Origin of the sequence: Companilactobacillus huachuanensis, from assembly GCF_005404815.1 — a bacterium.
Lineage (GTDB): Bacteria > Bacillota > Bacilli > Lactobacillales > Lactobacillaceae > Companilactobacillus > Companilactobacillus huachuanensis.
This window is the reverse complement of the sequence record NZ_BJDF01000002.1, coordinates 39,646-62,879: the sequence shown is the minus strand read 5'-3', so window position 1 is coordinate 62,879 and position 23,234 is coordinate 39,646. Positions and strand designations below refer to the sequence as shown.

Annotated in this window: 23 protein-coding genes and 1 riboswitch; of the genes, 21 read left to right on the top strand and 2 right to left on the bottom strand. The window is 36.8% G+C overall.

Features of this window, described 5'->3' with window-relative positions; all coding sequences use genetic code 11:
* Nucleotides 1-8: 8 nt before the first annotated feature.
* The 5 genes from rnz (at nt 9) to FFM71_RS01435 (ending at nt 3,142) form a co-directional block, all read left to right on the top strand.
* Nucleotides 9-935 (top strand): ribonuclease Z, encoded by a 927-nt coding sequence (gene rnz / locus FFM71_RS01455; RefSeq protein ID WP_137610412.1) that lies wholly within the window; start codon nt 9-11, stop codon nt 933-935.
* 15 nt (nt 936-950) lie between these two features.
* Nucleotides 951-1,748 carry an SDR family NAD(P)-dependent oxidoreductase gene (locus FFM71_RS01450; RefSeq protein ID WP_137610411.1) on the top strand — a complete coding sequence of 266 codons (798 nt, stop codon included), beginning with the start codon at nt 951-953 and terminating at the stop codon, nt 1,746-1,748.
* An 11-nt stretch (nt 1,749-1,759) separates the two neighbouring features.
* On the top strand, nt 1,760-2,074 hold the full coding sequence (locus tag FFM71_RS01445) for a LapA family protein (RefSeq protein ID WP_137610410.1): 315 nt from the start codon (nt 1,760-1,762) through the stop codon (nt 2,072-2,074).
* Between the two features lie 87 nt (nt 2,075-2,161).
* On the top strand, nt 2,162-2,344 hold the full coding sequence (rpmF, locus tag FFM71_RS01440) for a 50S ribosomal protein L32 (protein ID WP_041499893.1): 183 nt from the start codon (nt 2,162-2,164) through the stop codon (nt 2,342-2,344).
* A 63-nt stretch (nt 2,345-2,407) separates the two neighbouring features.
* Nucleotides 2,408-3,142, top strand: coding sequence for a hypothetical protein (locus FFM71_RS01435; RefSeq protein ID WP_137610409.1), 735 nt, complete (start codon nt 2,408-2,410; stop codon nt 3,140-3,142).
* 218 nt (nt 3,143-3,360) lie between these two features.
* Here the strand turns inward: FFM71_RS01435 and FFM71_RS01430 are convergent, their stop codons facing one another.
* Both FFM71_RS01430 and FFM71_RS01425 read right to left on the bottom strand, forming a co-directional pair.
* Entirely contained in the window at nt 3,361-3,750 is a 390-nt protein-coding gene (locus tag FFM71_RS01430) for a VOC family protein (protein WP_137610408.1), read from the bottom strand.
* A 37-nt stretch (nt 3,751-3,787) separates the two neighbouring features.
* On the bottom strand, nt 3,788-3,994 hold the full coding sequence (locus tag FFM71_RS01425) for a YjzD family protein (RefSeq protein ID WP_223876452.1): 207 nt from the start codon (nt 3,992-3,994) through the stop codon (nt 3,788-3,790).
* Between the two features lie 93 nt (nt 3,995-4,087).
* On the opposite strand from FFM71_RS01425, the gene dnaE reads away from it, so the two are divergent.
* The 16 genes from dnaE (at nt 4,088) to FFM71_RS01345 (ending at nt 23,221) form a co-directional block, all read left to right on the top strand.
* Entirely contained in the window at nt 4,088-7,411 is a 3,324-nt protein-coding gene (dnaE, locus tag FFM71_RS01420) for a DNA polymerase III subunit alpha (protein ID WP_137610407.1), read from the top strand.
* A gap of 99 nt (nt 7,412-7,510) precedes the next feature.
* Nucleotides 7,511-8,470 carry a 6-phosphofructokinase gene (gene pfkA, locus FFM71_RS01415; RefSeq protein WP_137610406.1) on the top strand — a complete coding sequence of 320 codons (960 nt, stop codon included), beginning with the start codon at nt 7,511-7,513 and terminating at the stop codon, nt 8,468-8,470.
* Between the two features lie 67 nt (nt 8,471-8,537).
* Nucleotides 8,538-10,307, top strand: coding sequence for a pyruvate kinase (pyk, locus tag FFM71_RS01410; protein ID WP_137610405.1), 1,770 nt, complete (start codon nt 8,538-8,540; stop codon nt 10,305-10,307).
* Between the two features lie 776 nt (nt 10,308-11,083).
* Nucleotides 11,084-11,890, top strand: a complete 807-nt coding sequence (locus FFM71_RS01405) for a DUF4931 domain-containing protein (RefSeq protein ID WP_137610404.1) — start codon at nt 11,084-11,086, stop codon at nt 11,888-11,890.
* Nucleotides 11,891-12,242: 352 nt separating this feature from the next.
* A complete protein-coding gene (locus tag FFM71_RS01400; RefSeq protein ID WP_137610403.1) occupies nt 12,243-13,112 on the top strand; it encodes a CvfB family protein in 870 nt (289 codons plus the stop codon).
* A gap of 12 nt (nt 13,113-13,124) precedes the next feature.
* Entirely contained in the window at nt 13,125-14,045 is a 921-nt protein-coding gene (gene xerD / locus FFM71_RS01395) for a site-specific tyrosine recombinase XerD (RefSeq protein WP_171000434.1), read from the top strand.
* A 10-nt stretch (nt 14,046-14,055) separates the two neighbouring features.
* Nucleotides 14,056-14,442, top strand: coding sequence for a RibT protein (locus FFM71_RS01390; RefSeq protein WP_137610402.1), 387 nt, complete (start codon nt 14,056-14,058; stop codon nt 14,440-14,442).
* Nucleotides 14,442-15,167 (top strand): segregation and condensation protein A, encoded by a 726-nt coding sequence (locus tag FFM71_RS01385; protein WP_137610401.1) that lies wholly within the window; start codon nt 14,442-14,444, stop codon nt 15,165-15,167. The genes FFM71_RS01390 and FFM71_RS01385 overlap by 1 nt, the downstream gene beginning before the upstream one ends.
* A 20-nt stretch (nt 15,168-15,187) precedes the next feature.
* Nucleotides 15,188-15,715 carry an SMC-Scp complex subunit ScpB gene (gene scpB / locus FFM71_RS01380; RefSeq protein WP_137610582.1) on the top strand — a complete coding sequence of 176 codons (528 nt, stop codon included), beginning with the start codon at nt 15,188-15,190 and terminating at the stop codon, nt 15,713-15,715.
* Entirely contained in the window at nt 15,702-16,424 is a 723-nt protein-coding gene (locus tag FFM71_RS01375; protein ID WP_137610400.1) for a pseudouridine synthase, read from the top strand. The genes scpB and FFM71_RS01375 overlap by 14 nt, the downstream gene beginning before the upstream one ends.
* Nucleotides 16,425-17,402: 978 nt before the next feature.
* Nucleotides 17,403-17,523: riboswitch (FMN riboswitch) on the top strand.
* Nucleotides 17,524-17,596: 73 nt separating this feature from the next.
* Nucleotides 17,597-18,148 carry an ECF transporter S component gene (locus FFM71_RS01370; protein WP_137610399.1) on the top strand — a complete coding sequence of 184 codons (552 nt, stop codon included), beginning with the start codon at nt 17,597-17,599 and terminating at the stop codon, nt 18,146-18,148.
* Nucleotides 18,149-18,230: 82 nt separating this feature from the next.
* Entirely contained in the window at nt 18,231-19,385 is a 1,155-nt protein-coding gene (locus FFM71_RS01365; RefSeq protein WP_137610398.1) for a LysM peptidoglycan-binding domain-containing protein, read from the top strand.
* Nucleotides 19,386-19,450: 65 nt separating this feature from the next.
* Entirely contained in the window at nt 19,451-20,110 is a 660-nt protein-coding gene (gene cmk / locus FFM71_RS01360) for a (d)CMP kinase (RefSeq protein WP_137610397.1), read from the top strand.
* 15 nt (nt 20,111-20,125) lie between these two features.
* The gene (gene der / locus FFM71_RS01355) at nt 20,126-21,439 is read left to right on the top strand and encodes a ribosome biogenesis GTPase Der (RefSeq protein WP_137610396.1); all 1,314 of its coding nucleotides are present in this window, start codon (nt 20,126-20,128) and stop codon (nt 21,437-21,439) included.
* Nucleotides 21,440-21,626: 187 nt separating this feature from the next.
* Nucleotides 21,627-21,902 (top strand): non-specific DNA-binding protein Hbs, encoded by a 276-nt coding sequence (gene hbs / locus FFM71_RS01350; protein WP_010019909.1) that lies wholly within the window; start codon nt 21,627-21,629, stop codon nt 21,900-21,902.
* Nucleotides 21,903-21,973: 71 nt separating this feature from the next.
* Nucleotides 21,974-23,221, top strand: a complete 1,248-nt coding sequence (locus tag FFM71_RS01345; RefSeq protein WP_137610395.1) for a tetratricopeptide repeat protein — start codon at nt 21,974-21,976, stop codon at nt 23,219-23,221.
* Nucleotides 23,222-23,234: the final 13 nt, after the last annotated feature.

Here is a 23,234-nt window from a genome sequence, read left to right as displayed (position 1 = left end):
ATTTTTTTATGGAATTAGAATTTTTAGGAACTGGTGCCGGAGTTCCATCAAAAGGCCGCAACGTTTCGAGTACTGCATTGAAAATGCTTGATGAACGTAATGAAGTTTGGCTTTTTGACGTCGGCGAAGCGACACAACATCAGATATTAAAAACAGCAATTAAACCTAGAAAAATAACTAAAATTTTTATCAGTCACTTGCACGGTGATCATATATTTGGTTTGCCAGGTTTATTATCTAGTCGTGCCAATCAAGGTGGTGATTCACCATTGGAGATTTATGGTCCCGTGGGAATCAAAGAGTATGTTGAGACTTCCTTGAAGGTGACAGGCAGTAGACTAGGTTATCAAATCAAATATATCGAATTAAAAAATGAAGGTGAAATTTTCAACGATAAAACCTTTAGTGTTTATGCTGGCAAATTAAAGCATCGAATCACTTGTTTTGGTTATCGAGTGGTTGAAAAGCCTCGTGTGGGTGAATTGTTAGTCGACAAATTAATGGAATATCATATTCCTAATGGACCAATTTTTGGTCAATTGAAGGCTGGTAAAGTGGTTACCTTAGACGACGGGACAGTGTTGGATGGAAAAGATTTTATCGGACCTGATAAGCCAAGTAAGGTTGTCACAGTTATTTCCGATACACGTTATACGCCAGAAATTGATAAGCTGGCAAAGGATGCTGACGTCATCGTTCATGAATCGACGTTTTCGAATGATGAAAAGAAATTAGCTTATAACTATTATCATTCGACAGCTACACAGGCAGCTGAACTTGCGAAAAGAAGTCATGCCAAAGGTTTGATCTTGACACATATTTCAGCTAGATATACTGGATGCGGTGCTTTGATTTTACAAAAAGAGGCTCAAAAAATCTTTAAGAATACTCGTGTTGCTAGTGATTTTGATATATACGAGGTACCCTTTAATTAGGAGAAGAGGATGAATATGACTAATTTATTGAATCAAACGGTTGTTGTTACAGGTGCATCTTCAGGTATTGGGAAAGACGTTGCAATTAACGCTGCAAAATGTGGTGCTAATTTAATTTTGATTGCCAGAAATGAAGATAAACTCTTACAAGTTAAGAATGAATGTATCCGTGTTGGTGCTGAGAATGCTCATCACGAGTACTTGTCAGTTGATATGAGTGATGCTGATCAAATCAGTGTGGCGGTTAAAAAAATTGCTGATATCTCTGATGATATTGACGTTTTAGTTAATGCTGCTGGTTTTGGAGATTTTTCAAATTACTTGGATACCGATTTTGACAAGGTTGAAAAAATGTTCCGAGTAAATGTTTTGGGATTAATGTTAATGACACGCCTAGTTGCTTCAGGTATGATTGGTAATGGTCGTGGGCATATTATCAATATTGGATCGATGGCTGGAAAAATCACAACTCCTAAGTCTGCTGCTTATGCGGCAACTAAGGCGGCTGTAATCGCATTTTCAGACGGTCTCAGACTAGAATTGAGACCATTGGGTGTTTATGTTACAACTGTTAATCCGGGCCCTGTAGACACGAATTTCTTCAATGTGGCTGATCATTCCGGCAACTATCTTGATTCAGTAAAATATTTCGTGCTTGATCCTGACAAGTTAGCTTGGGAGATTGTGAACACATTTGGACGTTCAAAACGTGAGATCAATCGACCACGATATATGGAATTGGCAGCAGTGCTTTATAAAGTGGCTCCAAGTCTTGGGGATTATTTTGCCGCAACATTAGGCAATCGCAAATAGGGAGGACTCATATGAAGGGTAAACAATCAAGATTCGTAATTGGCTTAGTTATTACATTGATTGTCGTAATCTTTGCCGTTTTGAATGTTAATCCGGTGACCGTTAGTTTTGGTTTTACCAGAGTTAAATTGCCATTGATCGTTTTGATTATCGTTACTTTGTTATTAGGCGCTGTTATTACGATGCTTTTAGCAACGACGGGTAAGAAGGATAACGATGACTTAAATCGTCACGCTAAGAAACAAATTTCCAAAGTTAAAGTTTCAAATGACAACCAAATTGCTGATGCATTAAAAGAAAATAATGCAAAAAAGCAAACAAAATAGTAAATTTGCTTGCTCAAACGTTTTTATGATAGTATTATATTAAACGTTAGATTTGATTGAGTTAATAAATAAAAGGAGTTTTTAAATATGGCTGTTCCAAAGAGAAAAACATCAAAACAAAGAAAGCGCTCAAGACGCGCACATCTTAAGTTAAGTACACCAAACATGCAATTCGACGTTGCTTCAGGTGAATATCGTTTAAGTCACCATGTTTCACCATCAGGTATGTACAAGGGTGAAAAAGTTATCGACGATAGCAAAGAAGCTTAATGAGAAAGTCAAGTTGAACTTGGCTTTTTTTTAATATATTAAATAGATGGAGTAACGATGATAATGAAAAAACTAAAGTATATGTTATTGATGGTTATTCCGCTATTCTTTTTGTTACTAACTGGCTGTTCTAAAATGAACCTTTCGACAACCAAAAAAGAGTACAGTGCTGATGGACTAGTTGCTGTAGTTAAAGGTCAAGCTAAGAATTATGACAAGTTGACCTATACGGTTAATGGCAAGACTAAAAAGGTTTCTGTCAATGATAATCATTTTGCTATCTCTGTACCTGTCTCAACTAAAGACCAAAATGTTCGCATCAAAGCAACAAATGGCGATAAGGTTGAAACTAAATTAGTAAAAGTGAAGAAAGCCAAGGCACTTGAGAGTTACCTGACTTTTGCTCAGACATATAACTATACGTTGTTGTCATTAGGACAACCCACAGATCAATTACAGTTGATCACCAAAAATGGGATATTCACGCACAAGAAGAGTGACGGAACTGAATGGTATTACAACGTCCAAGATAATCAATTGATGGGTATTGCAACGAAGTTTACCTACAAGGATTTGAAATCAAAGACTGGTCAAAAGAATATGGCGACTGATTTGATGATTACTTCGAAGTTGCTTGGTGCCGATGGTAAACAAGTTTTGAAAGACTTCGGTAAACAAACTAAAGATGCCAGCAAGAATTCTACTAAGACTTCAATGAAGCAGATTACTTCAAATGGCGTTAACTTCAATATTAATTTATCAATGAAAGAGTTTTATCTTTACGTTACTAAGTATTAGAAATAGAGAGTGTGGTCAACTTTCGAGTATCAAAACAAAAAGACACTGTAACCCAGGGCTGGATTACAGTGTCTTTTTTGTTTTAAATTGTATCTAAAGTTTGAAACATTATGCCGTTTCCAGAGCTGAGAGTATTCAATTGCTGTGCGGAATGTCCCGAATCTGGGAAGAAATTTCAACACGCCCGGTGGTGTAAGGACTAAAGTCCTAATGCCACTTTAGTCTTCGGATTTGTAATTAGAGATTTCAATTAAGTTTTGGTCAGGATCGCGTATATATACGGATTCAATTTCACCTAAGGCACCGTGTTTAGCAATCGGACCTTGTTCAATTGAAATGTTATTTTGTTTTAATTCGACAATAACTTTTTTCAATGGCGTCTCGGTTATCAGACAGAGGTCAGCTGAACCAGGTGTTGGATATTTAGCTTTGGGTTCAAATTCATGGCCCTTTTGGTGAAGATTGATTTTTTGATTGCCAAATCGTAAAGCTTTTCGACCTTGATTGAAATTAATGACTTGCATATCGAGGATGGTACTGTAGAATTCACAGGTCACCTCAATATCAGCGACAGTTAAAACTAAATGATCTATCGATTTTATATGCATAAGTTAACACTTCCATAAAAAAAACGCTTAAACTTAATTAAGCGTTCTTTTCTTTCTTAGTATCTTTTACGGAACTATCAAGGATCAATGGAATGATACTGAAAATGACCGCAAATACTATACTTATAATGATTGAGTACATAGAGTTAAACTTTTGTTGGTTCAAAGCTCCACCGATAAAACCGGCAACTTGTCCCAGCATGATAGACCAGAAAATAACAGCAATATATCTCATTTCTTCCATCTCACTTTCTCAAGTAGTTTAGCACAAAAGGGAATTTTACCCAATAAAATTTCACTTGATTTTGATATAATTTTAAACAAAGGGGGCGACAAATTGCAAGCACAACTACAGGTAATGAGTAGCTATAGTTTATTGCATAGTCCCGCAAAGTTGACCGAGTTGATCGATCAAGCAAAAAATCGAGGCTATGGAGCAATAGCTCTAACGGATATTAATAATCTTTATGGATCATTAGATTTTTATAAATATGCTAAAAAAATTGGGATTAAACCAATTATAGGTTTAACAATTGAAATCGCAGGAATTATCGATACTGAGAATACGTACCCATTATTATTATTAGCAAAGAATGATTCAGGTTATCAGCATCTTATAAAAATTTCTTCTAAAATCATGTCGGAAAAAGAATCAGTTGCAATCGCTAATTTGAAAAATTATTTGGCAGGCCTTTTCGTGATCACCCCAGCCAGTGATGCTGAGGTACTAAATGTCGATGCAGGTTCTTATATCAAACAACTAAAATCTTTAGTGGATGAAAGCTCACTATATCTGGGCGTTAGCCTGTATTCGGAGCAAATTGATAACGTTAAAAATATTCGTTCGGTTGCAAGTTCGCAAGATGTTCCACTGGCGGCTCTTGGTGATGTTCGCTACGTCAATCAAGATGACCATTTAGCTTATCAGGTCGTCAATAGTTTAAGAACCGGGGAACGTTTTGAAAACCTAAATCAGGTTGTCGAAAAAGGGGACCATTATTTAAGGACTGCCACTGAATTTGCCAATGACTTTTCAGAGGTTGATATGTCTGAAGCAATTGTTAATACGAATGCGATTGCCGAAAATTGTCATGTTGAGATTGAATTTAAGGCCACCGAATTGCCTAAATTTTTAACGCCAGAAGGAACTAGTTCTCAACAGTTTCTTCATGAACTCTCGACTAAAGGATTGAAGAAGCGTCTGGAGAATCAAATTACAGACGAGTATCAACGGCGTTTGGATTATGAATTAAGCGTCATTGAAAAAATGGGCTTTTCAGACTATTTTTTGATTGTCTGGGATGTTATCAAGCATGCCCACGAAATTGGTATTAAAACTGGTCCTGGACGTGGTTCTGCCGCAGGTTCGTTAGTGTCATACTGCTTAGGCATCACGCAAGTGGATCCAATTAAGTACGATTTGCTATTTGAACGTTTTTTGAACCCACAACGAGCCAATATGCCTGATATTGATCTAGATTTGCCAGATGATCGCCGTGACGAGATGGTGATGTATATGCATGATCAGTATGGGTCAGATCATATGGCACAAATTATTACTTTTGGAACGTTAGCTGCTAAGATGGCCTTACGTGACATTGCCAGGACTTTTAGTCAGACACAATTTCAAATTTCACAGTGGTCGAATGCTATTCCACGGAAATTAAATATTTCTTTAAAAGATTCCTTTGAAGAATCAAGCACTTTGCGTAATTTAGTTGAGAACTCACGGGAGAATCAATTGATTTTTAAAGTTGCCCAACGAATCGAAGGAATCCCTCGACATTATTCGACGCATGCGGCCGGGATCGTGCTCAGTAAAAAACCAATGACCGATATTGTTGCAGTGCAATTAGAGGACGACGGCATTAATCTGACTCAACAGACAAAGTATAACGTTGAAAATGTTGGATTACTGAAGATGGATTTTCTTGGCTTGAAGAATTTAACAATATTGGATCGAGCGATTAAAGCCATTTCAACGCGCTATGGTAAGGAATTCATACCAGAAAAGATTCCGTTGAACGACCAAAAGACTCTTCAACTGTTCCAAAGAGGAGCAACGGATGGAGTATTCCAATTTGAATCAGATGGAATTCGTAGTGTTTTGAGGCGTTTAGTTCCCACTAGTTTTGATGATATTGTGGCAACAAATGCTCTTTATCGCCCGGGACCAATGCAAAATATTTCAACTTTTATTGCAAGAAAGCATGGTCAAGAGCCGGTAACGTATCCTGATCAGTCACTCGAGCGGATTCTAAAGCCAACATATGGGGTCTTGGTGTATCAGGAGCAAGTTATGCAGGCGTCTTCAGAGATGGCACATTTTTCATTAGCTGATGCTGATATTTTACGTCGGGCTATTAGTAAGAAGAATGAGCAATTGATTGAAGAAAATCGTCAGAAATTTGTTGATGGTGCGGTTGGACAAGGACATGATCGTGAATCGGCTGAAAAAGTTTATCAATATATTGAAAAATTTGGTAATTATGGATTCAACAAATCCCACTCAGTTGCTTATTCAATGATTGCCTTTTGGTTGGCATACATGAAAGTTCATTTTTCGGATATTTTCTTTGCCTGCCTCTTAAATTCCAATTTAAACAATGAGAGCAAAGTAACTACTTATATTCAAGATGCTAAAGATTCAGGTGTTAAGATTCTGAATGTTGATATTAATGAAAGTCAGTATCAATATACCGATGAGGCCAAAGCTATACGATTTGGATTGTTGAGTATTAAGGGGATGCGTCGTGATCTGGCAAGTAATATTGTGGAAGAGCGGCAGAAGAAGGGCCCCTATACTAGTCCGTTGAATTTCTTACAACGAATCGATCGTCGCTTTGTAAAGACGGATTATTTGGAACCGATGATTTTGTCAGGAACATTTGATAGCTTTAATCGTAATCGTAAGGAATTGTTATATGATTTCCGCGATTTGATCGAGAGCATTCAATTAGCGGGGAGCAATTTATCCTTATTCGATGTTTTGGATCCAAAGAAGCATCAAGTTGATGACTATACCCTAACTGAGCGGCTCAATCAGGAAAAAGAGTATCTTGGCGTTTATGTTTCTGGACATCCAGTTGAAAAATATCGTAGTCGCTTGTTAGATATGCGAACAGTTAAATTGGCTGAACTGGGAAACTATCAAGGTCAAACAGTCAATGTACTTGGCTTAGTTAAAAATTTACGTGTGATCCGAACCAAAAAAGGTCAACGGATGTGTTTTATGACTATCGAGGATGAATCAGGCAGTATTTCAGTGACGATTTTCCCTAAACTATTCCAAAGAATTGAGGAATTGACGCTTGATGGCAAAATATTCTTATTTGTCGGCCACCCTAACGTTGGTAATCGTGGTGACTTGGAATTGATTGCTGATCGTTTGTCGGATCCTCAGCAATATACGGTGCAACTGCCAAGCGAGAAGTTATACCTGAAAGTCCCTAAAAATTTAGATACACCTGAAAATATGGAACAGTTGTATCGAATTATTGAAAGTTCACGTGGAAAAATGCCAATAATTATTTATCGGGAACAGAAAAAACAAGCATCAATTTTAAAATCGAATCATTGGATCAATTTTAACGATGAAATTCAACATAAATTGGAAATACTTTTGGGTAAAAAGAACGTTTTGCTAAAAAAAAATGATTAATTTATTTTAAAACGTTTTCAGCTCTACAAAGTAGACAATAAAAATGTTATATTTGATTAGGTTTTGTTTTAGAAACAAATAATTTTGGAGTGTGAACAAATGAAGCGTATTGGTATTTTAACCAGTGGTGGAGACGCCCCTGGTATGAACGCTGCTATCAGAGCAGTCACACGTCGGGCTATTGACAAAGGGCTCGAAGTGTTTGGTATCAATTATGGATATGCTGGACTTGTTGCGGGAGACATTTTCCCATTAAACAGTGAAGACGTATCCGACCGTATTCAACGTGGTGGTACATTCTTGTATTCTGCAAGATACCCTGAATTTGCTAACGTAGAAGGTCAATTAAAGGGTATTGAGCAATTAAAGAAGTTTGGAATTGATGCATTGGTTGTTATTGGTGGAGATGGTTCTTACCATGGTGCATTGCGTTTAACTGAACATGGTTACAACACAATCGGACTACCAGGAACAATTGATAATGATATTCCATTCACAGACTTTACAATTGGTTTTGATACAGCCGTATCTACTGCTGTTGACGCCATTGATAAGTTGCATGATACTGCTAGCTCCCATGAAAGAACATTCGTTGTTGAAGTAATGGGTAGAGGCGCTGGTGACGTAGCTCTTTGGGCTGGTGTTGCTGGTGGTGCTCAAAAGATCATCGTTCCAGAACGTGACTTTGACATCAAAGAAATTGCTCAAGAAGTCAAAGAAGGCCGTGAACAAGGCAATAAGAATATGATTATTGTCTTGGCCGAAGGTGTTATGCATGCTGAAGACTTCAAGAAAGAATTAGACAAGTATGGTGATTTCGATACACGTGCTACTGTTCTAGGACATGTACAACGTGGTGGTTCACCAACTGTTAAGGACCGTGTTTTAGCAAGTAAGATGGGCGCACATGCTGTTGACCTCTTACTTGATGGCAAAGGTGGCTTAGCTGTTGGTATCGAAAACAACAAGATTACTTCTCATGATATTCTTGACCTATTCGATAGCAAGCATAAACCTGATTTATCATTATATGACTTAAATGAATCTTTAAGCAGATAAGTTAAGCATATAAAGTTGTAATTTGTTACAATAAACTTGGATTTAAGACAAGAAAAGGGGATTCTCGATGAAAAGAACAAAAATTGTAAGTACACTTGGACCTGCCAGTAACGATATTGATACTATCGTGAAATTGATTGAAGCCGGAGCTAACATCTTCCGTTTCAACTTCTCACATGGTGATCACCCAGAACACAAGGCTCGTATGGAAATGGTACACGAAGCCGAAAAAATCACTGGTAAGACTGTTGGTATCGTTCTTGATACTAAGGGTGCTGAAATTCGTACTACTGTTCAAGAAGGCAACAAGTTTGAAGCTAAGACTGGCCAAACAATCCGTATCTCAATGGATGATACTTTAACGGGTACACCAGAAAAGATTGCTTCAACATACCCTGGTTTGTACGATGATACACACGTTGGTGGTCACGTATTGATCGATGATGGTCTTGTTGATATGAAGATTACTGAAAAAGATGACAAGAATCGCGAACTAGTTACAGTTGTTCAAAATGATGGTATGATCGGCTCAAGAAAGAGTATCAATGCTCCTGGTGTTGAAGTTCGTCTACCAGGTATCACTGAAAAAGATTCTGACGATATTCGTTTCGGTCTAGAACAAGGTATCAACTTCATCTCAGCTTCATTCGTTCGTAAAGCTCAAGATGTTCTTGATATTCGTGCAATCCTTGAAGAAAAACACTGTGAATATGTACAAATCTTCCCTAAGATTGAATCACAAGAAGGTATCGACAATATCGATTCTATTCTTCAAGTTTCTGATGGTTTGATGGTTGCTCGTGGTGACATGGGTGTTGAAATTCCATTTGAAAATGTACCATTTGTACAAAAGAGCTTGATCAAGAAGTGTAATGCACTTGGCAAGCCAGTTATCACAGCTACACAAATGCTTGACTCAATGCAAGAAAACCCACGTCCTACACGTGCCGAAGTTACTGATGTTGCTAACTCTGTTCTTGATGGTACAGATGCTACAATGCTTTCAGGTGAAAGTGCTAATGGTGACTACCCTGTAGAAGCTGTTGCTGCTATGTCACGTATCGACCAACGTACTGAAAAAGAATTAGACAAGAACAACTCACTTGCAATTCAAAGATTTGAAGATTACAAAGGTTCAAACGTTACAGAATCAATCGGTGAATCAGTTGTTAGAGCTGCTGAAGAATTACACATTCACACAATTGTTACTGCAACAAAGAGTGGTTACACTGCACGTATGATTTCTAAGTATCGTCCAGCTGCTGATATTTTGGCACTTACATTTGACGAAACTACACAACGTGGTTTGACAGTTAACTGGGGTGTTGATCCAATTATCGTTGACAAGCCAGAAAACACTGATGAAATGTTCGACCTTGCTGCTAAGAAAGCTCAAGAACTTGGCTTTGCTAAGGAAGGCGATTTAATCCTTGTTGTTGCTGGTGTTCCAGTTGGTGAAAGTGGTACAACAAACGTTATGAAGGTTCAATTGATTGGTTCAACATTGGTTAAAGGCCAAGGTGTTGGAGAAGAATCAGTTGTTGGTAACGTTGTAGTTGCTCACTCTGCTGAAGAAGCTAACAAGAAAATCAACGAAGGTGACATCCTTGTTACAGAAATGACTGACAAAGATTACCTACCAGCTCTTGAAAAAGCTAGTGCCGTTGTTGTTGAAAACGGTGGTTTAACTTCACATGCTGCTGTTGTTGGTATTGCTATGGGTCTACCTGTAGTTGTTGGTGCTAAGAATGCTACAAGCCTTGTTAACGATGGTGACACAGTTACTGTTGATTCAAGACGTGGTGTTGTTTACAAAGGTGCTTCACGTTCACTTTAATTTTTAAAAACAAATTTTAAAATGATTTAATATAATTAAACTGAGAGAAATTGACGAATTTCTTTCAGTTTTTTTGTGGGCTTAATTTATTTAAGATATCATCTCAGCTCTTCCGATTAGTTTATTTTTTAACTAAAGTCTAAAGGTTGAAAGTTTGATGCATTATGCCGTTTCCAGACCTGAAAGTATTCATGTGCTGTGCGGTACGATCCGAGCCTGGGAAGCGGTCTCGGACCTCGGTTGAAGTCTCGCAAAAACCGCGAGTTTTCAACACGCCCGGTGGTGTAAGGACTAAAGTCCTTACACCACTTTCGCTGCAAATGAATACTCTCAGCTCTTCCAACTAGTTCGTTTTTTTATAGCAGGGACAATAAGGATTTCTGATTGCATAAATAAATTAGCGCTAGTTCTGTATCCACAGTGGTTATAATGACGTTAAGTGCCACTTGGTAGTTTTATAGATATAATAACTAAAGGTTGAAAGTTTAGTTAAGTATGCCGTTTCCAGAGCTGAGAGTCTTCAACACGTCCTGTGGTGTAAGGACTAAAGTCCTAACGCCACTTTCGCTACAAATGAATACTTTCAGCGCTTCCAACTAATTTATTTTTTTATGGCAAGAATAATAATATGGAGACTTCTGCTTATTTAAATAAATTAGCCTAGGATTGTAACAATAATAGTTATATTAATTTTTCATCTTTCAACCTTTAGTATAATAATGAAAACTGTGAGTAGTTTTTATGGCAGAATAAAAGGTATATTTGAGGTGAATCGTATGTCAAATAAAGATGTACTTGTTTTTGAAATTGAACAGGCGAAGGGTAAACCACGTGATATAAAGAAAAAGGCTGACTATTGTCCGTTCTGCGACACAGAACATTTAACTAATGTCATTGATCAAAAAGACGATATGATTTGGTTAGAGAACAAATTTAAGACGTTGCAGGATACTAATCAAACGATAGTAATTGAATCACACGATCATAATGGCGATATATCAAATTATTCTGTCGCTAAGAACCGCGAAGTTTTCAATTATATCTATGATTGTTGGAATCAAATGATTCAAACAAAGAAATATCAAAGTGTCCTAATGTATAAAAATTTTGGGCCTATGTCGGGTGGCTCGTTGCGTCATCCACATTTTCAGATAATTGGATTAGATAAAGTTAATGGCTACAAACATGTTGAACCTGAGAATTTTACAGGTATGAAGGTGTTTGAAAATAAGCATATTGATGTTAATATTTCTGAAAAACCGGTGATGGGATTTGTCGAATTTAATATTGTAATCAACAATCCGAAATATTTAGATGATTTGGCCGAATTTGCTCGAGTGACAGTTAAGTATATTCTTGATGATTTTTACGGTGGAAAGTTTGATTCATATAATATTTTCTTTTACCGTGATGGTCGTAAAATTATCTGTAAATTAACTGCCAGATATGTTGTTTCACCATATTTTGTTGGCTATCGTTTATCTCAGCGTGATGGTGATAAACAAATGGGTGAGATTGCAAAGGTTTTATTGGAAAAATTTCATAGGCTTGTAAAATCTGCTGAAATAAATAATTTAGAATAAACGTGTATGGTCATTTAAGATAATTTGTGATTGGGAAGAAGAAATCTTATTTTGCTTGTTGTTCAAGAAATTCAAGTGAATAAGATTTTTTTGTTTTGTCAGCTTCGAAGAAAAAAAGTTATGTAACGTTAACAATAGTTAATAAACATGTTTTACGAAAACATAAATCTCAACATCAACAAACGAAACATTATAATCCAAAAATTCCTCGTGATTGATATTTATTCTCGAGAGTTAACGTATTAGTTAGGTAATTTCTAAAAAGTTTTAAATTAACAACGAAAAGGTTTTATGTAACGTCAAAAGTACGTTAAAATATATACTGATTAAATACAAAAGAGTATGGTGAAAAATGGATATAACAGAAATGTATGGTCAAGTACTTACCGGTACAGTTAGTGACCTCAACAAAGATGAAGCATTTGTTCAAATCGAAGGATACACGTTTGCTTTAGATCTTAACGAATTAACAGAGATTCCAGAGCTTGGCGACGAAATTACAGGTTTCGTTTACGAAAATCAAGCTCACAAAAATAGAATGACAACGGTTCTTCCATTGGTTACACAAGGTGTTTGGAATTTTGCTGAAGTAGTCGATGTCAGAACTGACTTGGGTGCTTTCGTTAGCGTTGGCTTGGAAGACAAAGATTTTGTTGTTTCATTAGATGATTTGCCTTTGGAACACAATGAGTGGCCTAAGAAGGGCGATAAAGTTATGGTCAAGTTGGATGTTGATCATAAAGGACGTCTTTGGGGCAAATTGGCTGACATTGAACTTTACACACAAATTGCTCGTAGTCCGGAACGTGATATGAAGACTCTCTTGAATAATGATGAAGAGGGAACTGTTATTGCAATCAGAGAATCAGGGGCTTTTGTGATGACTGAAAGTTATTATATGGCTTTCGTACATGTTAATGAACAATCACAACCACTTCACGTAGGTCAACATGTCAAAGCTCGTGTCATTGGTTCAAGTCACCGTCGGTTGAATCTTTCGATGAAACCTCGTGCCTATGAAGAAATTACACCTGATGCTCAGATGATTGTCGCCGTTTTGGAACATTCCCGTGATAAAAAAATGCCTTATACTGACAAGAGTTCTCCTGATGATATTCAAGAATACTTTGGTATTAGTAAAGGTAGTTTTAAACGTGCCCTTGGTAACCTGATGAAACAACGCAAGATTGAACAAAAAGATGGCTACACGTATCTCAAATAGAGGTGATAATTTATGAATGATAAATTATCAATCAAGAATCAAACTATGATTGACACGATTGCCGATTATGCTCGATATTTAAGGCTAGATCGTGGTCTTTCTAAGAATACAATTATTTCATATCAAACTGATTTATTGGAGTTTAGCAGTTTTTTAGAAAAGAAACAGATGAAATTTTATCCTGAAGATCATTTTGTGGTGACACAATTTTTTGCAGAACAGGACAAACAGAAAAAGTCCAAAACATCCCAAATGAGGATGTTTTCTTCGCTACGGAAGTTTTATCAATGGATGGAAATTGTTGATAAAATTCAAGTTAACCCACTGAATGAACTTGATGCTCCCAAAAAAGGAACCCATTTACCGGTAGTCCTATCAATGGACGAAGTAAATTCATTGATTGAGTCGCCCGATGTTTCAACACCATTGGGGATCAGAGATCGGACGATTTTTGAAGTTATGTACGCCACTGGACTACGGGTCAGTGAATTAGTCAATTTGAGTATGGATGATCTACATTTAGATTTGGGACTGATCAAGACGCTCGGTAAGGGAAATAAGGAGCGTCTTCTACCAATTGGCGACACAGCTATTACTTGGTTAAAAAAGTATTTTACCGAGACTAGAGCTGAATTAGTTGGTAAATATGGTCCTCAAAAAGAAGTCTTTTTGAATTTCCGTGGCAAGAAATTAACGCGTCAATCAATTTGGCGAATGATTAAAAAGTACATTGCACAAGTAGGAATCAAAAAGGATGTTACACCGCATACTTTGCGACACTCATTTGCAACCAATTTATTGGAAAATGGGGCTGACCTGCGTGTGGTTCAAGAATTATTAGGTCATTCTGATATTTCAACGACGCAAATTTATACGCACATTAACAAGACGCATATGAAACAAGTGTATAATGAATCATTTCCACGTGCTTAGGAGGAGTTAAATGCTTAGTAAATATAGTGATGAGAATAAAAAAATTGCTATGGGTTTTCTGTCATACATTGTTGATCTCAAGGATTTAGACAATCTGGAACAAGAGTTGCAATTGTATTCTGAGGATGAAAATCGTCAACTTTTTTTGTGGAAAAGTAATATTGATGACTATTCAGGTATCGTAGCATTGTCATTCTCAGATAAGACCGTATTTATTGAATATATTTCTTTGAACCCGTCATACCGTTCACAAAGTAATATTTTTAAAATATTTGATGATGTGCAACAGAAGTTTCCTAAAAGGGTAATTTTATCAAACTTCAGTTTGAGTGATGAGTTAAAGCAGTGGCGTCAAAATAAAGAAAAACTTGAAAAAGATATGAAAGAAACAAATTAATGCAAAAATTAAATTTAGTTTTAACCGATTTCGAAGGGCCAATCGACTTGCTGCTTCATTTGATCAAGGAATCAAAAGTTGATATTTATGATATTCCAATTGCACAGATCACACAGCAATACATTGACTATTTAAATAGTATGAAAGTATTGGAATTGGACGTGGCTGGTGACTATTTGGTGATGGCATCCACTTTGATGTCAATCAAGAGTAAAATGTTGCTGCCACAAGCGCCGGATGAAATGGATGATGAATTAGAAGCTGATGATCCGCGTGATGAATTAGTTTCACAACTTTTGACTTATCAAACCTATAAACGAGTTGCAGCTTATTTTGAAGAGAAAGAACAAATCAGAAAAATGCAGTTTGATAAAGAGGTCAGTATTCCAGCTAAACAATTGGAGCAGTTTTTAGAACCTGGTTCAATTGCTTTGGATGAGTTGGCCTCGACGTATGCGGAATTACTACATAACCAAAAGCGACGTCAACCAGAGATTGAAACGATTGAAAATGAAACGTTATCGATTGAAGACGCGACACATAACATCATGAGTGAACTAGAAGTTTCTAAAAAAACGACTTTCAGGGCGCTATTAAAGTTGAATGATAGTGTTGAAGAAATCGTAACCGATTTTATGGCCATATTGGAATTAGCTAGTAAGCAATTGATTTCAATCATGCAGGCTGATTTTAAAAGTGAATTATTTATTGAATTGAGGAATTAGACGTGTATCAAGCAAAAATAATGGCACTATTGTTCGTTGCCGGTGACCAAGGAATCAAAGAAAAAGATTTAGCCGAGTTGTTGGAGATCGACAGTGCGGCCTTACGACAAAATATTGAAGAATTAAAGATTAAATTGATGACTGACGTTGATTCAGGTATTCAATTGGTTGATTATAATAATGTTTATAAGGTAGTAACCAAAAATGAATTTTCCGACTTATTGACAAAATATTTCAAAGCAGGATTGGGGACAAAGCTCAGTCAAGCAGCATTGGAGGTTTTGTCAATCGTGTCCTATCGTCAACCTATCACACGTATTGAAATTGATGAGATTCGTGGCGTCCAGAGTTCAGGAAGCCTGAATACTTTATTGATGAGAAAATTGATTAAGGAAAATGGAAAAAAGAATGTTCCTGGGCATCCTAATTTATACGTTGTAACGGACGAGTTCTTTGATTATTTTGGTATTAAAAGTATTGATGAATTACCAAAAATAGAAAGTTTTGAAGATATTACAAACACAGGAGATATTAATGGAGAAAATTAGATTACAAAAATTTATGGCTGAAGCTGGAGTTGCTTCACGTCGTAAATCAGAAGAAATGATTGCTTCTGGACATGTTAGAGTTAACAACAAGGTCGTAACTGAGATGGGTGTCAAAGTTGATGATCATGACAAGATTGAAGTTGATGGTGTACCTTTACAAGAGGAAAAAAAGCGTTATATCTTGATGTATAAGCCTCGTGGTGTGATCACAGCCGTTAAGGATGATAAAGACCGCAAAGTAGTAACTGATCTGTTGGAAGAGGATGTCCAAGAACGAGTTTATCCAATTGGTCGTTTAGATTACGATACTTCTGGCTTATTGCTATTAACAAATGATGGTGAATTTGCCAATCACTTGATGCACCCTCGATATCACGTTGAAAAGACTTATATTGCCAAAATTGAAGGATTTTTAGCAACGGAAGATCTCAAAAAGTTGGAAAAAGGTATCAAATTAAAGGGTTATACAACTTCGAGATCAAAAGTTAAGGTGATGTCTAAAGATAGCAAGCGAAACTCTTCAATCGTTAGAATCACCATTCACGAAGGACATAATCACCAAGTTAAGAATATGTTTGATGCTGTTGGTCATAAGGTTGAAAAACTTTCACGTGAGAGCTATTCATTCTTGACTCTTGAGGGATTAGTTTCAGGTAAGTATCGTGATTTGAGTCGCAAAGAGGTCGCTGAATTGAAGAAGGACGAATAGAATTAATATTTTCCATATTTTCCGTCTCCAGATCTGAGAGTATTAACCTGCTATGCGGAACGGCCCGAGCCTGAGAAGCGGTCTCGGACCTCGGTTTGAAGCCTTACCACAGACCGGTAAGGCTCCAAACTCGCCCGGTGGTGTAACGGCTAAAGCCGTAACGCCACATCCACAGCCGGTTAATACTCTCAGATCTTACGACTAATTTATATATTTATATATATCTTTCGTTATTAAGGTTAATACTAATAAAAAAGCTGCTTTTTCACTTGCTGGGTATCCTATTTCATAAGTGAAGAATCAACTTTTTTTTGAAGTCTGCACATTTTTGCGGTATTCGTCTAATTTTAAGAGTAAATTTCGGATATCATTTTTAGTAGTTTGGATGATAATATTGGAAATTGGTGTTCTTTTCAATGTTGGCTTAGTTATCTAAAGGTTGAAAGGTGAAAAACAAATATAACTATTGTTGTTACTGGCCTATAGTTAATTTATTTAAATAATCAGGAGTTTTGTTTTATTATTCCTTTCATTAAAAAAAACAACAAGTTGGAAGAGCTGAGAGTATTCATTTGCAGCGAAAGTGGCGTTATTGCTTCAGCAATTACACCACCGGGCGCGTTGGAGACTCGCGGTTTTTGCGAGGCTTCAACCGAGGTTCAAGACCGCTTCCCAGGCTCGGACCGTTCCGCGCAGCAATTGAATACTCTCAGCTCTGGAAACGGCATACTTAATTAAACTTTCAACCTTTAGTTAGTTATAGATAATCCATTAATGAATCAGTAATATTAGAAAATATGGTTAATTAATTTTATTGATCTAATTCGATCGTACTGCACATATTAAATCTGTAACTACTGATAAATATGGATTATTACTACCAATGTAAACGTATACATTTTAGTTATGTGAGCTATAAATAACGATTAGTTGTAATTTATCCAATCTCTGCTATATTAAGAGTATAAAATTTAATAAATTGGTTTTCAGGGCAGGGTGTGATTCCCGACCGGCGGTATAGTCCGCGACCCAACGAAAGTTGGCCGAATTGGTTAGATTCCAATACCGATAGTTAAAGTCTAGATGGAAGAAAACAGATGATTAAGGTCTGTTTTGGTGTGCCCAAAACAGGCCTTTTTTCTTTGGAAATCAATTGAGGAAGGTTGATTTTAATGGGAAAGAGTACGTACAAATTTCAAGCAGTAGTAGGAGTATCAGTTTTTGCGGCATTGGGGACAATTTTGATGTTTTTTGAATTTCCAATTTTGATTTGGATGCCTTTTTTGAAAGTTGATTTAAGTGATGTGGTAACTTTAATAGGAACGTTTGCATATGGACCAGTTGGTGGAATTATGATTGCTTTAATCAAATCCATGGTTCACGTCATTGTTACTGGTAGTGGTGTTGCAGGCTTGATCGGTAATGGCGCTGCATTTATTGGTTCAGTTGCATTATTAATTCCATTCAATTATTTTTGGAAAAAGGATTACCGTACTTCAGCTATCATCGCGGGAACGGTTTCAATGACAATAATTATGTCGATTCTAAACTATTTTGTAATCATGCCACTATATATGAATGTTGTCGGTATGAAATTGAATATGAGTTTGGCTCAATATGTAGCAACAGGAGTAATTCCATTCAATATTGTTAAAGCCTTGATCATTTCAGCGGCCGTTATGATCGTTTATCCACGAATTAAAGGACATTTTGCTATTAAATAGCGAAACTTTATAAATCTTTAAAGAAAAATTTTAAACTTTTATGATATGCTTTAAGGGATAGAAATTAGGAGGTTGGTTTTTAATGGCCGATAATGATAAAAACAATATGTCTGGCGATTCACGTGTTCCTAAATCCACTGAAGGACTAGAGGGATCAGTCAGTCTTGAGGATTTGAAAAAATATCATCTAATTAATACTGGTGATGGCGACACGCCAACAAATGATACTGTTTCTGATGCTCAAACTTCTAATGATGAGTCTTCCGAACAACCAAGTACATACGAAAGTAATGATACGGGCAGTCAAACAACACCGACTGCGGAAGATCATCTTCAATCTGAAGAAAGCAACGATCATTTAAGTGAAGCAAGACAGGACGTTGAGCCTGATATCTCAAAGGATACTAATTTTATACCAGTTCCGCCTGTGACTCCAAAGTCATCAGAAAAAACTGAAGAGGCTAAAGATACAGCAGAAGCTCAAAAAGAGTCGACAACTGATTCTGACGCCGAACCTGAGACTGACCAAAAAGATGTTAAGCCTTGGGAAAAGAGTTTTGACTCTGATACAGACGATGAGGGACATGTTTCTCGTGCAGTTTCCAAAGAGAAGCAACGTGGTAATCATACGTTAGTCGTTACCTTAGTAATTGCTTTAATCGTAATCATGTTCACACCGGTTGTGATAAATGCAGTTAAGGGTAGTGGCAGCAGTGACTTAGATAGTACGCAATCGACTAAATCTGTCGAGAATAAAGATAAGGCTACTAAAGAAAAGGCTGCTGCAAAAAAGGCAGCGGCCAAGAAAGCCGCAGCAGAAAAAAAGGCCGCAGCTGACGCTAAGAAGGCGGCCGCTGCTAAAAAAGCTGCTGAAGCTAAGAAGTCTAGCTCAACTACTTCATCAAGTGATAAAAATACTAATAACAGTTCTTCAAGTACTGATAGTAATAGTAATGCTTCTGATAGCACTGCTTCTGATAGTACTAACAATCAAACATCAACAACTGATAATTCACAACAATCACAGGATAATCAACAAGCATCAGATAGCACCACAAATAATAATTCTTCAACTACAACAACAGATAACAGTAGTGCTGCATCGTATTATACTGTTAAGGCTGGTGATAACTGGTTTAGAATTGCGTACAACAACAACTTAACCACAGCTCAATTAAAGAGTATGAATGGTAATGTTGGTACATTAACACCTGGTACATCACTAAGAGTTAAATAATTTTAGTTTAAGTGTAGGGTCTCTGACGATTTTTGTCTGGGCCCTTTTATTAAGGAGAGAAATTAATGCAAATTGCTATAGATGGCCCAGCTTCTGCTGGCAAAAGTACGATTGCCAAATTGATTGCTAAGAATTTAAATTTTGTTTATTGTGACACTGGCGCAATGTATCGCACAGTAACATTGCTTGCAAAAAAGCATAATGTGGGTTATGGTGATACTCTCAATATTTTAAAATTAATGTCAGAACATAAAATTCATTTTCTAAATAAAGAAGACGGTCAACACGTCCTTTTAGATGATGAGGATGTTTCTGATGCAATTAGAACTGAAGAGATCACGAACAACGTCTCTCAGGTTTCTGCAATCAAAGAAGTTAGAACTGAATTAGTTGAAATGCAAAGAGATCTGGCAAATGATATTGATATTGTCATGGATGGTCGTGACATTGGAACAACCGTCTTGCCACATGCCGAAGTCAAAATCTTTTTAATTGCGAGTGTCGAAGTCCGTGCACAAAGACGTTTTAAAGAAAATATTGAACGTGGTATCGATACTCCTTTAAAAGAATTGCAAGATGAGATTGCTGCAAGAGATTATAAGGATTCACATCGTGAGATTTCACCATTGAAGAAAGCTAGCGATGCCATAGAAGTTGATACTTCTGATATGACAATTGAACAAGTTGTTGAACGAGTAACTGAGATAGTTAATGAACATAAGTAAGTAGGGAGGCAAAATATGTCTGTTCCAGTAGTTGCGTTAGTAGGACGCCCCAATGTTGGGAAATCTACAATTTTCAATCGAATTATTAATGAAAGATTATCAATCGTTGAGGATACACCAGGTGTTACCCGTGATCGAATTTATTCACGTGCCAGTTGGTTGGGCAAGGAATTTCGTTTGATCGATACCGGTGGTATTGTGATGAGCGGTGAAAAGTTGTCTGTTCAAATAAAGACACAAGCAGAAATTGCGATTGATGAGGCCGATGTTATTGTCTTTATCACTAATGGTCAAAACGGTGTTACTAAAGAAGACGAAGACGTTGCAAAGATTCTTTATCGAACAAATAAACCCGTTATTTTAGCAGTCAATAAGGCTGATAATCCTGAACAACGTCAAAATATTTATGACTTTTATGCTTTGGGATTCGGCGATCCAAATCCAATTTCTGGTGCCCAGGGTACCGGTTTGGGTGATTTATTGGATTCAATCGTCAAGGCTTTCCCCAATGATGATAAGGCTGAAGAAGATGATACCGTCAAATTCAGTTTCATTGGCCGTCCTAATGTTGGTAAGTCATCGTTAGTTAATGCAATTTTGGGTGATGATCGTGTTATCGTTTCTGATATGCAAGGAACGACTCGTGATGCCATCGATACTAAATATCACGATGAAAAACTTGATAAAGACTTTACAATGATTGATACTGCCGGAATCAGAAAACGTGGTAAAGTTTACGAGAATACTGAGAAATATTCTGTTTTGAGAGCATTGAGTGCAATTGATAAATCAGACGTTGTCTGTGTTGTACTAAACGCCGAGGAAGGTATTCGTGAACAAGACAAGCGTGTTGCTGGTTATGCTCATAATGCTGGTAAAGGTGTGATCATCGTCGTTAATAAGTGGGATACCTTGAAAAAGGATACCAATACGATGAAGGACTTTGAAAACCAAATAAGAGTTGAGTTCCAATACTTAGCTTATGCTCCTATTCTCTTCACCTCAGCAACTAAAGGTCAACGTCTCGATAAGATTCCTGAACTTGTTTCAAGAGTTTACGATAACCGTGAACGCAGAATTCAATCAGCTATCTTGAACGATTTATTGTTGCGTGCAACTACAATTGCTCCAACACCATTAGTTAATGGTAAGAGATTGAGAATTTATTACATGACACAAGTTGCTGTTCAACCACCTACTTTTGTCGTTTTCGTTAATGAAACTGAATTGTTGCATTTCTCATATGAAAGATTCTTGAAGAACCAATTGAGAGATACTTTTGATTTTGAGGGAACACCGATTAAGATTTTGCCACGTAAGCGAAAATAGTCTTATAATGGCGGTATTTCATCCGTTTTTATAAATATAATTATATTTAAGAAGATTTATACGAAAAAAAACGTTAAATGCTTGTCAGAACGGCATTGCTATGGTATTTTTGTAAATAGAATAATGAACGCATTAATAAAAGTTCATGTGTTCTAAAATTTTTACAATTTTCCGGAGGTATTCACATATGGCCAATAAAGCTGAACTTATTGATAGTGTAGCAAGTAAAACAGGTTTGACAAAGAAGGATGCAACTTCTGCTGTCGACGCTGTTTTCGAAACAATTCAAGAAAACTTATCAGAGGGTAACAAAGTACAATTAATTGGCTTTGGTAACTTTGAAGTTCGTCAACGTGCTGCTCGTAAGGGTCGCAACCCACAAACTGGCGAAGAAATTAAGATTCCTGCAAGTAAAGTACCAGCATTCAAACCTGGTAAAGCTTTGAAGGACTCAGTTAAATAGTTAAATTTTAACTATCAAAGGGGCGGTCAGATGACCGTCTTTTTTTACGCAAAAAATTGGAGGTATTACTTTTGAGTAAAGCAGATGAAGTTATTCAAACAATTGACGATGGCGATTTTTCTCAAGTCGACAGTTTAATTCAAGATTCACTTTTAGAGGATGATGATCAAACCCAATTTTCTTTGGCGGAAACTTTAATGAGTCGTGGACTCTCTGTTCAGGCTAAGACGATTTATGTACATCTTCTGACCATTTACCCTGATGAGGGACAAATCCTCTCCAGATTGGCTGAGATTGCCGTTTCTGATGGTGATAGTGACCAAGCATTAGATTATATTTCTCAAATCATGCCAGATTCTCCTGCTTATGCCGAAAATCTTCTGGTTTCTGCAGATATTTATCAAGCACAAGGTCTCTATGAGGTAAGTGAACAAAAACTTCTCACTGGTATTCGTGAATACCCCGATGAAGAAGTCTTTAAATTTGCCTTAGCCGAAGTTTATTTTGATGAGAATAAATTCGGTAAGGCCTTAACATACTACGATATGCTGTTAGATATGGGTATCAAGAATTATTCAGGTATTTCAATTGTCTTTAGAAAAGCCAGTTCGCTTGCCGGTGATGGTCAATATGAAGATGCTATCAGTGAATATGAGAAGTTGAATGCTCTGGAATTGAATGAAGATGCTCAGTTCCAACTGGGATTCTTGTATAACCAAGTAAAAAATTATAATAAGTCAATTTCCATCTTAGAGGAATTATTGGATACAAATCGTGATTATCCAACGGCTTATCCAATTTTGGCTGAGGACTATTTGAATATTAAAAAGACCGCTGATGCCTTTAAATATGCCCAATTAGGATTGAATTTGAACGAGTTGGATGATCGTCTATATTCAATTGCCTTTGATGCGGGAACATCTGAAGATTCGGACGCTGCAATTAAGATTTTGGAAACCGGTATCAAGAAAGTTGAAAATCCATTGCCATTAATTGTCAAGCTGAGTGATTATTACGTCACTAAGGGTCAGTTCAAGGCTAACTTGGACCTATTGGCTGAACAAGATGTCAGCAATAATCCAAAATTAACATGGAATTTGGCGAAGTCACAATTTGAGACTGACGATATTAAAGATGCTCAGGAGAACATTATGGTGGTCTTAGACGACTTTAAAGATAACCTGGATTACTTATCCGATTTGATAGAAATCTTGCGTAGCACGGGTAATAATGATGTTTTGAAGCCAGCCTTGGCACTATATCTAAAGCAAGATCCTGACAATGAAGCAATGCAGAACTTATTAGATCAGATTCAATAAAATATTGTCTCTG